The sequence below is a fragment of the Bacillus sp. FSL K6-3431 genome, assembly GCF_038002605.1.
Taxonomy (GTDB): Bacteria; Bacillota; Bacilli; order Bacillales; family Bacillaceae_C; genus Lederbergia.
In genome coordinates this window covers 2,301,271-2,315,736 of sequence record NZ_JBBOCT010000001.1, presented here as the reverse complement: position 1 = coordinate 2,315,736, position 14,466 = coordinate 2,301,271, and the positions used below count along the sequence as shown (strand labels likewise).

9 protein-coding genes are annotated in these 14,466 nt (G+C 38.1%); all 9 read left to right on the top strand.

The window, feature by feature from the left end; genetic code table 11:
• Positions 1–99: 99 nt before the first annotated feature.
• The 9 genes from MHB53_RS11900 to MHB53_RS11860 all read left to right on the top strand — a co-directional run bounded on the left by MHB53_RS11900 (position 100) and on the right by MHB53_RS11860 (position 14,271).
• Positions 100–1,401 carry an ABC transporter substrate-binding protein gene (locus MHB53_RS11900; protein ID WP_340918494.1) on the top strand — a complete coding sequence of 434 codons (1,302 nt, stop codon included), beginning with the start codon at positions 100–102 and terminating at the stop codon, positions 1,399–1,401.
• Between the two features lie 55 nt (positions 1,402–1,456).
• A complete protein-coding gene (locus MHB53_RS11895) occupies positions 1,457–2,392 on the top strand; it encodes a carbohydrate ABC transporter permease (RefSeq protein ID WP_340918492.1) in 936 nt (311 codons plus the stop codon).
• A 15-nt stretch (positions 2,393–2,407) separates the two neighbouring features.
• Entirely contained in the window at positions 2,408–3,244 is an 837-nt protein-coding gene (locus MHB53_RS11890) for a carbohydrate ABC transporter permease (protein WP_340918490.1), read from the top strand.
• 62 nt (positions 3,245–3,306) lie between these two features.
• Positions 3,307–4,389: a Gfo/Idh/MocA family protein gene (locus MHB53_RS11885; protein ID WP_340918487.1), complete on the top strand. Its 1,083-nt coding sequence runs from the start codon at positions 3,307–3,309 to the stop codon at positions 4,387–4,389.
• Between the two features lie 137 nt (positions 4,390–4,526).
• On the top strand, positions 4,527–5,513 hold the full coding sequence (locus MHB53_RS11880; RefSeq protein ID WP_340918484.1) for a Gfo/Idh/MocA family protein: 987 nt from the start codon (positions 4,527–4,529) through the stop codon (positions 5,511–5,513).
• Between the two features lie 639 nt (positions 5,514–6,152).
• Positions 6,153–8,861 carry an alpha-mannosidase gene (locus MHB53_RS11875; protein WP_340918482.1) on the top strand — a complete coding sequence of 903 codons (2,709 nt, stop codon included), beginning with the start codon at positions 6,153–6,155 and terminating at the stop codon, positions 8,859–8,861.
• On the top strand, positions 8,861–10,174 hold the full coding sequence (locus MHB53_RS11870; protein WP_340918480.1) for a glycoside hydrolase family 125 protein: 1,314 nt from the start codon (positions 8,861–8,863) through the stop codon (positions 10,172–10,174). Before MHB53_RS11875 ends, MHB53_RS11870 begins: the two co-directional genes overlap by 1 nt.
• 366 nt (positions 10,175–10,540) lie before the next feature.
• Positions 10,541–11,152 (top strand): YesL family protein, encoded by a 612-nt coding sequence (locus tag MHB53_RS11865; RefSeq protein WP_340918477.1) that lies wholly within the window; start codon positions 10,541–10,543, stop codon positions 11,150–11,152.
• A 5-nt stretch (positions 11,153–11,157) separates the two neighbouring features.
• Positions 11,158–14,271: an alpha-mannosidase gene (locus tag MHB53_RS11860; RefSeq protein ID WP_340918474.1), complete on the top strand. Its 3,114-nt coding sequence runs from the start codon at positions 11,158–11,160 to the stop codon at positions 14,269–14,271.
• The last annotated feature ends 195 nt before the right edge of the window (positions 14,272–14,466 follow it).

The window sequence follows — 14,466 nt, the reverse complement described above, 5'->3', positions numbered from 1 at the left end:
ATCTTAGGAAGTTACACAAATGAAAATGTAAGCGTTTGAAGAATCGGGTTTTTGAATTTAGTAGTTTGTGAGTGTGCTAGAAAAAATGGGGGTGTAAAGATGAATGGAAAAGTAAAAAAGATGGGACAGTTGATTGTGCTCTTAATTCTTACTATGTCTTTATTTCTAGTAGGGTGTTCCTCGAAGGAAAAAGCAAACGGTGGGTCAAGTTCGGGTAAAAAGGAAATTACATTGTGGCATGGTAGTACGGGAATTGGTTTAAATGCACTAAAAGTGTTAGTGAAAAGTTATGAAGAGAAGAATCCTGATATTAAGGTGAAAATGGTATACACGGAAGCTAGCGAAGGAGCAGACCAAAAGCTACTTACTGCGGTAGCAGGCGGCAATCCACCTGATGTAGCAACTTTTGATAGATTCAAAGTTGGATCATGGGCGGCTCAAGGTTCATTGACAGATTTAACAGAAATGGCGGCTGCAGATGGTGTGTCAGAGGATTTGTATTATCCTTATGCTTGGGAAGAAGCGAATTATGATGGGAAATTATATGGAATCCCAACTTCTACTGATGCACGCATGCTTTACTATAATAAAGATCATTTTAAGGAAGTTGGATTAGATCCGGAAAATCCGCCTAAAACAATTGCGGAATTGGAAGACGCAGCTGAGAAATTAACGATAAAAGAAGGAAAGCGTTTCAAGAGAATCGGTTTTATTCCATGGTATGGTCAAGGGTGGTTGTATAGTTGGGGCTGGGGATTCGGCGGTGACTTTTATAATAAGGAAACTGGGGAAGTGACTGCGAATGATCCTAAGATTGTAGATGCCCTACAGTGGATGGTTGACTTTGGTAAAAAATACAATGTTGAGGATATTTCTGGATTTGAAAGTTCTGCAGGAAGTGATGCAATGGATCCATTTATTGCAGGACAAATTAGTATGAAAGTAGATGGGAACTGGACAGTATCAGCGATAAACAAATTCAAGCCGGACTTAAATTATGGTGTTGCGCCAATTCCTACACCAACTGGAACTGATTTCACATCATGGTCTGGTGGTGGGGCTGTTATTATACCCAAAGGTGCAAAAAATGTTGAGGAAGCATGGGACTTTTTGAAATATTATGGTAGTGAAGAAGGGCAAGAGGTTTATTATGGAGAACTATCTGGTGATTTCTCCGTTATAGATTCAGTTAATGAGAAATTAGGTCATAAAGATGATCCAATTCTAAAAGAGTTTATTGAAATATTACCGGTTTCAAACTCTAGACCAGTTATTACGGAAGGTCAACTGTTATGGAATGAATTAGTTACTGCTGTTGAAAACGCTACTAGAGGTAATGGTACGCCACAAGAAAATTTAGATAAGGCCACTGACGCTGTAAATAAAGCGTTGAAGAAATAATTATAAATGGGGAGGGGTACCCCCCTCCCATTTAAGAAGGAAGGGGTTTCTGAAATTGGCGAAGACAGACAAATCTACTAGTGTCGTAGGCTTACCCATCAACAAGAAAAAAACATTTTCTGCATCAAATAGAACCGGTTGGCTGTTTGCCTCTCCGTGGATCATTGGTTTGGTTATGTTCTATGCTGTACCGTTAGTATCTTCCATTTACTTTAGTTTTACTGACTATAGTATTTTACAACCTGGTAAATATGTTGGACTCCAAAACTATAAGGATCTTTTTAAAGATGATTTATTTTGGAAGTCTATCTATAATACTATTTATTTTGCCGTATATTTCGTCCCTTTAAGTATTATCTTTGGTGTTGCTCTAGCTATGATGTTAAATATGAAGATCAAAGGCATGGCAGTATATCGGACGATATTTTTTCTACCAACCCTTGTGCCGCATGTTGCTCTAGCTGTTCTTTGGATGTGGCTACTAAACCCAGGGTTTGGTCTTGTCAATGGGATGCTAGAATTAATCGGCATACAAGGACCGAACTGGCTTGGTAGTGTGGCTTGGTCTAAACCATCACTTATATTGATGTCATTATGGGGAATAGGGCAGGCTGTTATCATTTATCTTGCTGGGCTTGCTGATATCTCAGATGAATACTATGAAGCTGCAGATGTGGATGGTGCCAACTGGTTTCAAAAGACAATTAATATCACAATACCATTGCTGACTCCTGTTATATTCTTTAATTTAGTCATGGGCGCAATTGGGGCGTTTCAGCAGTTCACACTGCCATACACAATGACTTCAGGGCAGGGTACTCCGGCAAACTCACTAACATTTTATGTTATGTATTTGTATGATAATGGATTTAAATTTTTTAAGATGGGTTACGCATCAGCGATGGCTTGGATTTTGTTTATTATTATTATGGCATTAACAGCTGTCATATTTATGACCTCTAAACGTTGGGTTCATTATCAAGGAGAGTAGAAAGGAGTGTTATAAATGCAACCTATAGTAAAAAAAAGATTTAAGTTTACAGTAGCTCATATATGTCTCATTATTGCTTCGATGTTCTTTTTAATTCCGTTTATTTGGATGGTATCTACTTCATTAAAGCCAATTACACAGATCTTTTCTTATCCGCCTGAATGGCTTCCTAGTCCATTTCGATGGATGAATTACTTAGATGCAATGGAATACATACCATTTTTTACATTTCTAAAAAACACAGTGGTCATTACTGTTTTAAGTACAATAGGGGTAGCTATTTCGTGTCCTTTGGTCGCATATAGCTTCGCGAAACTGGAATGGAAAGGACGTAACGTGTTATTTATTATTACGATTGCGGTCATGATGATCCCAGCGCAAGTAACGATGATTCCGTTGTTTTTATTATTTAATAAAATTGGCTGGGTAGGAACACCTTTACCATTGATCGTTCCTGCATTTTTCGGTGTACCATTTTTCATCTTTTTATTGCGTCAATTCTTCATGGGACTGCCGAATACACTAAGGGATGCTGCTAAAATAGATGGAGCAGGAGAGTTTAGGATTTATTGGCAGATTATGTTACCATTAGCAAAACCAGCCGTTTTAGCCGTTGCATTATTCCAATTTATGAATAGCTGGACAGATTTTATTGGCCCATTACTATATTTAACAGATGAATTTCAATACACTTTATCTTTAGGTCTTCAGCAATTCCAAACACAGATGGGTACAGAGTGGGGCTTAATGATGTCAGTGGCAACGATGATGACCTTGCCAATTATAATTATGTTCTTTTTTATGCAAAAAACATTTATTAATGGTATTACTTTTAGTGGAATAAAAGGTTAAAATGTGAGAAGGTATTACAATGTATCAAATAAAAAATATTTAGTTTAAAAGGAGAATGAATCATGACGAAAAAATTAAAAGTTGCTATCGTCGGTTGTGGGGGAATTGCTAATGGCAAGCATATGCCCAGTCTTAGCAAGGTAGACCAAGTAGAAATGGTTGCATTTTGTGATATTGAAATAGAAAAAGCGGAGAAAGCTGCTGCTCAATATGGAAGCGCTGACGCGAAAGTGTATGAAAATTATGAAGAACTTTTGCAAGATAAAGAGATTGATATTGTTCACGTATTGACACCTAATATTTCTCATGCGGAAATCTCCATTGCAGCGATGGAAGCTGACAAGCATGTAATGTGTGAAAAGCCAATGGCAATCAACACAGAACAAGCAAAATTAATGGTGGAAGCTTCGGAACGGACAGGCAAAAAGTTGACTGTTGGTTATAATAATCGTTTCAGACCGGATAGCCAATACTTACATAATGTGTGTAAACGCGGAGATCTAGGTGAAGTATATTACGCGAAAGCACATGCAATTCGTAGAAGAGCTGTTCCGACATGGGGCGTGTTTCTAGATGAAGAAAAGCAAGGCGGCGGTCCACTAATTGATATTGGTACACATGCACTTGATTTAACGCTATGGATGATGGATAACTACAAGCCAAAGTCTGTTATGGGTTCGGTCAATCATAAATTAGGGAAAAAGAAAGATGCTGCAAATGCATGGGGTCCTTGGGATCCAGAGAAATTTACTGTAGAGGACTCTGCATTCGGATTTATTACAATGGAAAATGGTGCAACGATTGTGCTTGAATCAAGCTGGGCATTGAATTCGCTTGATGTGGATGAAGCGAAATGTAGCCTTAGTGGGACAGAAGGCGGAGCAGATATGAAAGATGGTTTGCGCTTGAATGGGGAAGATATGGGTAAACTTTACACGAATAAAATTGAACTTGGTGCCGGTGGCGTTGCATTTTATGACGGTAAAGTAGAAAATGATTCAGACTTAGAAGCACGCTTATGGGTGGAAAGTGTTATTAATGACACAGAACCGGTTGTAAAACCTGCGGAAGCGCTCGTTGTTACTCAAATTTTAGAAGCAATCTATGAATCTGCAAAAACAGGAAAAGCTGTTTATTTCGATTGATATGAGACAGGTAAAATAAAATATATAAATTAAATTAATTTAGCTCTAGCGCCTAGTATACCGAGGGATCCGTATCCTTGTGGGTCTTGTCCGGCTGTCAAGGCGCTTCTGCTTTTCTTAAAAAGGGAGAGGTTTTTATGATTAAGGTAGCATTATTAAGTAGATGGCATGTACATGCGGATGATTATGCAAGAGGTGCAAAGGCAAACGATCAAATTTCCATTGAATTAGTATGGGATGAAGATGCGGAACGTGGTAAACAATGGGCAGATGAATTGGGAGTGCCTTTTGAACAAGAATTAGAATCTGTACTTGCGAATCCTGAAATCGACGCTGTTATTGTTACTACACCAACAAATTTGCACACAGAAGTAATGGTTGCTGCGGCAAATCATAAGAAACATATTTTCACTGAAAAGGTATTAGCTTTTTCGACAGAAGCTTGCGAGCAAATCTATCAAGCTGTAGAGGAGCAAGGCGTAAAGCTAATGGTATCATTGCCTAAGTTAACAGATAGCCCATTTGTATATGCAGAAAAAGCATTGCAAGCAGGAAAATTAGGGAAATTAACGACGATCCGTTGTCGCTTCGCTCATAATGGCGCAGTTGCTCCAGAAGGACAAGCAAGCGGTTGGCTTCCAGAACGTTTCTTTAATTTGGAAGAGACTGGTGGCGGAGCTCTGATGGACCTTGGCGCACATCCGATTTATTTAACAAATCGTTTAGCTGGCAAGGCTACAGCTGTACAAGCGCGTTTACAAGAAATTAATAATCACGGTGTAGACGATAATGCGGTTGTATTAGTCGAGTATGAATCTGGAGCACTTGGTATAATTGAAACAAGCTTCGTTTCTCATGGCAGCCCGTTTCAGTTAGAACTTTATGGCACAGAAGGATCAATCATGATTGAAGAAGGCCAGATCCGTCTAAGTAGTCGTCATGGTGATGAAGTAATTTCTGCGGAGACAGTTAGCTCATTACCAATGCCGATGGAACAATGGGTGCAGGCGATCCAGAACGAAACAACACCATCTATTACGAAAGAAGACGTCTTGAACTTAACTTTGATTAATGAAGCGGCAGCAAAGTCACATCAGGAAAAGACAAGAGTTGAACTAAGTTAATTATACTCTTTGTGAGAAAACGTTAGCTCAGTACAATAATTTTTCGCAGATTAACGCGCAGTAAAAACCCCACTTCAAGGATCCTAGTAAAAGTAATGAAGAGAAATTGGGGGATCAACTGCCCGTAAAGACCCGATTGGTTCAGGCCAACAGGATGTTGGTCACTCAGGCGTTGCCGCAGGACGCGGCGACCTTAGCCTGAGTTCCTTAACAATCAGTGCGGGATGATAGAAAACCCTCACTGATTGAAGTTTCACTTTATAAAAGAATCATTCCTTTCGCGGTGTTTGCTGTAGAGACAACACCATATCGAAAGGAATGATTCTTTTTGTTTTTTATAAAATAACATTTATCGTAGGATAGCCGAATCTGTATAAAGTATTTATTCATATGCACATAATTTAGAATTAGTGAAAAAAACTTATGCATTGTTTCAGCCTTATTGACTTTACGTTTGTAGAAAACTAATGTAGAGATGCAAGAGAAGATAATTAATAGAAATAGGAAATGAAAGCGTATATAAAACTAAAGTAATATACAGATAAAAGTTTATTTTTAACAAGAAGTTTAAGCGTGGTTGACAGCGCTTTCCAGTGTGTTGGAAAAAAGCTCAATTATGGAAGGGATTGTGAATATTACATGACAAAAACAACAGCTCATATTATCTCCCACTCACATTGGGACAGGGAATGGTATTTACCTTTTGAAAAGCATCGTTATTACTTAGTAAAACTAATGGATGATTTACTAGAAAAGCTAGAAAATGATCCTGAATATAAAAGCTTTCACTTGGATGGTCAAACCATTGCGGTAGATGATTATTTAGAAATTAGACCGGAGAAACGTGAAATACTAAAAAAGTATATTGAAGAAAATAAAATTATTATTGGCCCATGGTATATTTTGCAGGATGCCTTTTTAACAAGCGCAGAGGCAAATGTACGTAATCTAATTATTGGTATGCATGACGCAGAGAAATTTGGTTCTTTCTCAAAACTGGGTTATTTTCCTGATACATTTGGAGTGTATGGACAAGCGCCACAGATGTTACAGCAGGCTGGGATTTCAACTGCGACATTTGGAAGAGGTGTAAAGCCAACAGGTTTCAACAATATGGTTAGCGATAGTGTCAATTTCGAATCACCATTTTCAGAATTGGAATGGCAATCTCCAGATGGATCAAGTGTACTTGGTATATTACTAGCTAACTGGTATTCAAATGGTAATGAAGTGCCGACTTCAAAAGAGGAAGCACAGCAGTTCTGGGAGCAAAAACTATCTGATGCTAGGAAATATGCTTCTACACCGCATTTATTATATATGAATGGTTGCGATCATCAGCCATTACAAAAAGATTTACCTGAAGCAATTCGAATGGCGCAGAATTTATATCCAGATATCGAATTCGTTCATTCTAATTTTTCTGATTATATGGAAGCTGTGCAGAAAACCTTGCCGGAAAATTTACAAACGGTTCAAGGTGAATTAAGAAATCAAAGAACGGATGGCTGGTCAACACTTGTAAATACAGCTTCCGCTCGAATTTATTTGAAACAAATGAACCATCTTTGCCAAATTAAATTGGAAAGACTTGCAGAGCCACTATCGACATTTGTCTACATGCTTGGTGAAGAATATCCAGAAGACTATTTGCGTTTTGCATGGAAACAGTTAATGCAGAATCATCCACATGATAGTATTTGTGGCTGTTCTATTGATGAAGTACATGAAGAAATGGTGACAAGGTTTAAAAAAGTCGAGCAAATGACAGATATGATCATTCAAGAACAAATGGAGAAATTGACCGATAAAATAGAAATAAATGCACCTGTAGGATTTAGTCATGCAAAACCGCTCGTTGTCTTCAATACTGTTGGTCATGATAGACATACAGTGATTGAAAAAGTGATAGATTATGAGCGTGTGTATTTTAGAGATATGTCATTTACTAAAATACCAGATTATCTAAAAGAAAAAGTATTACCAGAACTAGCAATCGTTAATGCTTCCGGAGAAGTACAAGCCGCTTCGATTGAAGATGCAGGTGTGGAATTTGGTTATGACTTGCCAGATGATGCATTTAGACAGCCTTACTTCGCTAGGAAATTGAAAATTGTTTTTGCAACTGACGAACTTCCAGCATTGGGTTATCAAACGTATTTTCTTGTAGAAAAGCTAGCTAAGACGGATGAAACGTTCATGATGAAAAATGATCGCGTGATGGAAAATGATCATATACGGATTTCCGTTCATGATAATGGTACATACGACATTGAACATAAGTCGTCTGGAAAAGGTTATTATCATGTTGGCGGATATGAGAATACGAGCGACATCGGTAATGAATATATGTTTAAGAAAGGTATGAATGAAAAACCTTATACAACATCATCGCTCAAAGCGGATATCCAAATTATCGAAAACAATGCGGCAAGGGCAATGATGGAAATAACACATGAATGGGAAATCCCAGTATCAGCTGCGGCTGAGCTAGAGGATATGAAAGATCGACTTGTTTGGCATCGTGATCGCGAAGTAGGAAGATCTGAAGAAATGACAACGCTTGTGTTGAAAACAATTTTAACATTAGACAAAGATTCAGAAGGATTAGCTGTAAAAGTAAACATTGACAATACAGCTAAAGATCATCGACTGCGCGTACTTTATCCAACAAATTTACAAACAGATTATCATTTAGCAGAGAGTGCCTTCGAGATTGTACAAAGACCAAATAAGCCTGAAGCAGAATGGGAAAATCCTAGCTTTGATCATCATCAACAATCCTTTGCATCATTATCTGATGGAGAATATGGTTTAGCAGTTGCGACAAAAGGCTTACATGAATATGAAGTACTTGAAGAACAAACGACATTGGCTGTAACCGTGTTACGATCCGTGTCAGAGCTTGGTGATTGGGGTTATTTCCCAACACCGGAAGCACAATGTTTAGGAACCCAGACAGCTGAATGGTTTGTCATTCCACATAAAGGTAATGCCATTCAGGCAAAAGTGTATGAGCAAGCATATGATTTCCAAACCCCTATTGTCTGCCAACAAACTGAGATGAGAGCAGGATCTATTCCTACAAATGGTTCATTTATAGATTGGAACAGTGATGGATTAGTTTTTACAAGCTTGAAAAAGGGAGAAAAACAAGACGATATTTTGATGAGATTTTACAATCCAGCAGACGCTGAAAAGAGTTTATCCATTGAAAGTCCACATATTGCTAATTACTTTTCGAGCAATATTATCGAGGAGAAATTAGAACAGGTCGGCGAGACTTATACAAATATGCCTGTAAGTAAATATAAAATTATGACAGTTGCCATGGAGGGAAAAAAATAATGAACTCAATATTACCGAATTCATTGCAAGAAACTATCGAAAAGGTCAAAGTAGCATTTCCAGATGAGACGAAGCTACATGATATGTTTGCTCAGTGCTATGTAAACACCTTTTCTACTACATTAAAACATTTAGATGATGGAACAACCTTCGTTATCACTGGGGATATTCCTGCGATGTGGTTACGTGATTCAGCAGCCCAAGTTCGTCCATATTTAATGGTCGCTAATCAAGACGAAGAAGTTAAAAATATGCTTGCTGGTGTTGTGAAGAGGCAACTGAAATTTATCTTACATGACCCATATGCAAATGCGTTTAATGATTCTCCAAACGGAAAAGGATTTCAAACGGATGTGACAGAGATGTCACCGCATGTTTGGGAGCGGAAATATGAAATTGATTCATTATGTTATCCGATACAGCTTGGATATTTATTGTGGAAAGCAACGGGAGAAACCGCTCATTTAGAAGAAGATTTTCATGAAGCGATTAAAACGATTATAAATGTGTGGAAAACCGAACAAGACCACGAAGAACAGTCACCATATCGTTTTGAGCGCAAGGACGTCAGACAGTCTGATACGCTAACTCGTGAAGGAAAAGGAAGTAAAGTCGTTCCTACAGGCATGACTTGGAGTGCGTTTAGACCAAGTGATGATGCATGTACGTATGGTTATCTCGTTCCAGCTAATATGTTCGCAGCTGTTGTATTGGATTATGCTGCTGAAATATGTGAAGTCGTATTACAAGACGAAGCTTTATCACTAGCGTGTAAAAACCTAGGCCAAGAAATTCGTACTGGTATTGAGATATATGGAACGATTGAACATCCGGTTTATGGGGAAATATATGTATATGAAACAGATGGTGCAGGAGGGTATAATTTAATGGACGATGCAAACGTACCAAGCTTGCTTGCCGCTCCTTATTTGGGCTATTGTTCATTTGACGACCCAATATATCAAAATACGAGAAACTTTTTGTTGAGCAGAGACAATCCGTATTATTATGAAGGTAAAAAAGCATCCGGAATTGGCAGTCCGCATACACCAGATCATTATATTTGGCATATCGCATTATCTATTCAAGGAATGACAAGTATTAGTACCGAAGAAAAAGCAAAAATCTTACAAACGATGATTGCAACTGACGGCGGTACAGGCTTTATGCATGAAGGATTCAATGCAAGTAAACCTGAAGAATTTACCCGAGATTGGTTTGCCTGGTCGAACTCCATGTTTAGCGAATTTGTCCTAAGCATGTGTGATATGGCAGTAGAAGGCAGCCCATTGCATAAACAAATAACGAAGTGATGTAACAGTCTGGGCGTATAGCTGTGAAATTTGTTGAGTGGCTCATAAAAATGCCGAGCGGCCAGTAAATCGTCGCGACTTGGCTCATAAAAAAGCCGAGCGGCCAGTAAGTAGTCGCGAGTGGCTCATAAAAAAGCCGAGTGGCCAGTCAATCGAAGTGAGTGGCTCATAAAAATACCGAGTAGCTAGTAATCAGACATGTGTGGCTTATAAATTGGCTGATTAGCTAGTACCTGGTGTGGAGTTACCCCTAAATTTGCTTAATGCCCAGAATTCAACTACAATTTGGCTGGAATCCAAACTGATTGTGAGAGGACAGAAGTAATTGTATCTTTGTCCTCTCTTTTATATAAAGGAGTTTTACAAATGAGAGTATTTCAACAGGTAAGCGAATGGATAATGAGATTGATTTGGACAAACTTTTTATGGTTAGGATTTACTCTTTTGGGGCTTGTCATATTTGGAATCATGCCTGCGACAATAGCGTTATTTGCTGTTGCTAGAAGGTGGACAATGAAAGAATTTGATTTCTCTATATGGAAGCTATTTAAAGAAACGTATTTTAAAGAATGGAAAAACAGTAATAAAATCGGTGCTATTTTTTGGTTGATCGGTATTATCCTGTTTTTTGATCTTAGCATTGCTGAACAGATGGATGGCTTTTTATCGCTTTTTCTTTATATCTTTTTCATCTTTCTCATGCTAATTTTTATGATGACGCTCATTTTCTTTTTTCCCATTTATGTTCAATACAAATTCAGTATAAAAGAGTATATTAAACAATCTTTTATTTATTCACTTGTCAGTTTGAAAGCTACTTTCTTTATTTTACTCGGTTTATTTTTAATTGGATTTTTATTTTTGAAAATACCAGGGCTTATTCCGTTTTTCAGCGGCGCACTTCCAGCCTATTGGATTATAACGGTGTGTATGAAGAGGTTTCATTACTTGGAAAATAAATTAGCTACTAAGGAGTGAATGATTTGTTTTTGACAGAAAGAAAGTTTGAGGCGCGTATTCAGGAATTAGCTGGGTTTCGTTATCGCGATTGTGTATCTATCGAACAATTTTATATAAGCGAAGATAATGGGGAAATTGGAGCACAACCACCTGCTGATTACGCTGGAGATACACTTGCTCTTGGTGAGTATTGGAGAGGGCGAGATCGTTATCTGTGGCTCCATTCAAAAATAGACACTCATATTCAACTTGCCAATCGTCAAATTGTTGGACTGTTCTCCTTCGGAAGAACTGGTGGTGGCAATAACTCTGGATTTGAGTCATTGTTATTTGTAAATGGTAAACCATATCAAGGGGTGGATTCTAATCATGAGGAAGTCCTTTTTGATGATACGGTCAGTAACGGATCATTGCGTTTAGATTTTCGACTTTGGTCAGGACTTGAAGGCGGTGGCGAGCCGAAGGAGCAGGAGTATAAGCTAGAAACTGCAAAAATTGGCTGGCTCGATACAAAAGTGGATAACTTATATTTTACGCTTTTGGCTGCCTATGAAGTATTAATGGAAACGAATGAAGCAGATCCTGCTTTTGTTTCATTGAAAAAAATGATCTCCGACGCACTTGTTATTATTGATTGGACAGAGCCAGGAAGTGAAGCTTTTTATCAATCTTGCTATCAAGCTGAAAAGCTGTTGACAGAAACAATTAGCGCGATCGATAAAACATCGGAAATTACGATTCATACAGTTGGGCATACACATATTGATGTTGCTTGGTTATGGAGATTAAAACATACAAGGGAAAAATCAGCACGTTCATTTTCTACAGTCCTGCAATTGATGAAGAGATTTCCTGATTATTTATTTTTACAAACGCAGCCGCAACTTTATGAATATATCAAAGATGATTATCCAGAGATTTATACGGAAATGCAGGATCGGATTGCAGAAGGTCAATGGGAAGCTGGCGGAGCGATGTGGTTGGAAGCAGACTGTAATATTCCAAGCGGTGAATCTCTCGTACGACAAATACTGTATGGTAAAGAGTTTTACAAAAAAGAATTTGGCGTAGACTGTGATTATTTATGGCTACCAGACGTATTTGGTTACAGTTGGGCACTTCCGCAAATTTTGAAAAAATCAGGCATTAAAACGATGATGACAACGAAAATTAGCTGGAATCAATATAATCGGATGCCACATGATACGTTTAATTGGAAAGGTATCGATGGTTCTGAAATCCTCACTCATTTTATTACAACACCGGAACCGTGGAATGGGCCTGACTCATGGTTTTATACATATAACGGCTTTATTTCAGCGAAAACGGTCAAAGGATCTTGGGATGGATATCGGGATAAAGACTTGTCAAAGGATCTTCTTCTTTCATATGGATATGGAGATGGCGGAGGTGGTGTAAACCGCCACATGCTTGAGATGAGACGTAGATTTGATCAACTGCCTGGAATGCCGAATGTCAAGACATCTACGGCAGGAGAGTTTTTTGACAAACTACATCAGAATGTAAGCGAATCTGATGGATATATTCATAAATGGGATGGCGAGTTATATTTGGAATACCATCGTGGTACATATACGAGCCAAGCGTTTATGAAAAAAATGAATCGACAATTGGAATTACAATACCGTAGAGCGGAATTTCTTTCTACTTGGTTATCTGGCAAGAAAGATTGGATTGGCAATGACGACTTAAAATCAGGTTGGAAAATCATTCTTAGAAATCAATTTCATGACATAATTCCGGGATCTTCGATTACGGAGGTTTATGATGATGCGAAGCTGGAATACGCAGAGGCTTTTCAAATTGTTAATGATGTTGAGTCAGAGATTATAAGCAAATCTATAATAAATGAAACGAATACTGTTGCTTTATTAAATGTTTCTCACATACAAGGATCGCGTAATGTAGTGATCCCTGGAATGGAAAATCATGAGGATGGCATTTGGAGAACAAGTGATGGAATGGCGCTAAAAACACAGAAAAACAGAGAAGGCTGGCTAGTTGAAGTGGATGCTCTTCCTTCTTTTGGTGCGAAAACACTTCATTTTGACCAATCAGTAGTTTCAGAAACAATATCAAGCTTTCGTTACAATGAAAAGCGATTGGAAACGCCATTTTATATTGTAGAATGGAATGAATTGGGACAGATATCAAGCTTATACGATAAAGAAGCGGACCGAAATATATTATCCGATCATGAAAATGGCAATGTACTGCAAATTTTTGAAGATAAGCCACTTGCTCATGATGCATGGGATATTGATATTTTTTATCAAGAAAAGATGGAGGAAGTGCGAGAGCTTCTTGAGTTTGATGTAATAGAAAATGGCGAACTTAGCTTTAGTATCCAGATGAAATGGAAATATCATCACTCCGAAATCTCGCAAAAATCCACTTTTTATGCAAATGATAGACGAGTTGACTTTGCCACTGAAGTGAATTGGCATGAAAAACGAAAAATGTTAAAGGTCGCATTCCCCGTTGATATCCGTGCAACAGAAGCAACATATGATATTCAATTTGGTAATGTAAAAAGACCGACACATTGGAATACGAGTTGGGATATGGCGAGATTTGAAACGGTAGGCCATCAGTGGGCAGATTTATCCGAAGCCGATTACGGTGTAAGTCTACTAAATGATTCTAAGTATGGCTATGATATTAAAGAAAGTAATATGAGATTAACACTACTAAAATCGGCAATTTATCCAGATCCACTGGCTGACCAAGGTGAACATGCATTTGTTTATTCACTATACCCACATATTGGGGATTGGAGAAAAGCAAAAACAGTTGAAAAGGCATGGGATCTAAATGACCCAATAGCAACTCTCCATGGAAAATGGGATAAAGAAACTTCTTTCCTGGATATCGATTCTGACCATGTGTGGATTGACGCGGTTAAACCTGCTCAAGACGGCAATGGACTGATTATTCGCCTCCATGAATATGAAGGGCGTAGAGGGAAAGTATCGTTAGATGTGCAGCAAAATATTTCATCGTGGGTAGAGACTAATTTAATGGAACAAGCCATTGGAAAAGAGCAAAGTAATTCACAAATTACTTTTTCAATCACGCCATATGAAGTGAAAACTATTAAACTGTATATGAAATAAGATGGGGTCAGTTCAACGGGCATACAATGCCACGGGGACTGACTCTTTCTTTAGATCCAATTTCTAAAAGATGTATCTGCCCAAGCTTCGACGTACTCGATGTGCTAGTGGCAAAGTAGGCTGGTGTAGCTTATAGATCGCTTAATAGTAGGCTGCGCTTATCTTTAATTATTAGAACAGTTTTTGTTGACTGAA

Bases quoted from the DNA above. Each gene is read 5' to 3' on its own strand.
- MHB53_RS11865 (WP_340918477.1), top strand. From the start codon at position 10,541: ATGAGAGTATTTCAACAGGTAAGCGAATGGATAATGAGATTGATTTGG.
- MHB53_RS11870 (WP_340918480.1), top strand. From the start codon at position 8,861: ATGAACTCAATATTACCGAATTCATTGCAAGAAACTATCGAAAAGGTC.
- MHB53_RS11900 (WP_340918494.1), top strand. From the start codon at position 100: ATGAATGGAAAAGTAAAAAAGATGGGACAGTTGATTGTGCTCTTAATT.
- MHB53_RS11880 (WP_340918484.1), top strand. From the start codon at position 4,527: ATGATTAAGGTAGCATTATTAAGTAGATGGCATGTACATGCGGATGAT.
- MHB53_RS11875 (WP_340918482.1), top strand. From the start codon at position 6,153: ATGACAAAAACAACAGCTCATATTATCTCCCACTCACATTGGGACAGG.
- MHB53_RS11885 (WP_340918487.1), top strand. From the start codon at position 3,307: ATGACGAAAAAATTAAAAGTTGCTATCGTCGGTTGTGGGGGAATTGCT.
- MHB53_RS11890 (WP_340918490.1), top strand. From the start codon at position 2,408: ATGCAACCTATAGTAAAAAAAAGATTTAAGTTTACAGTAGCTCATATA.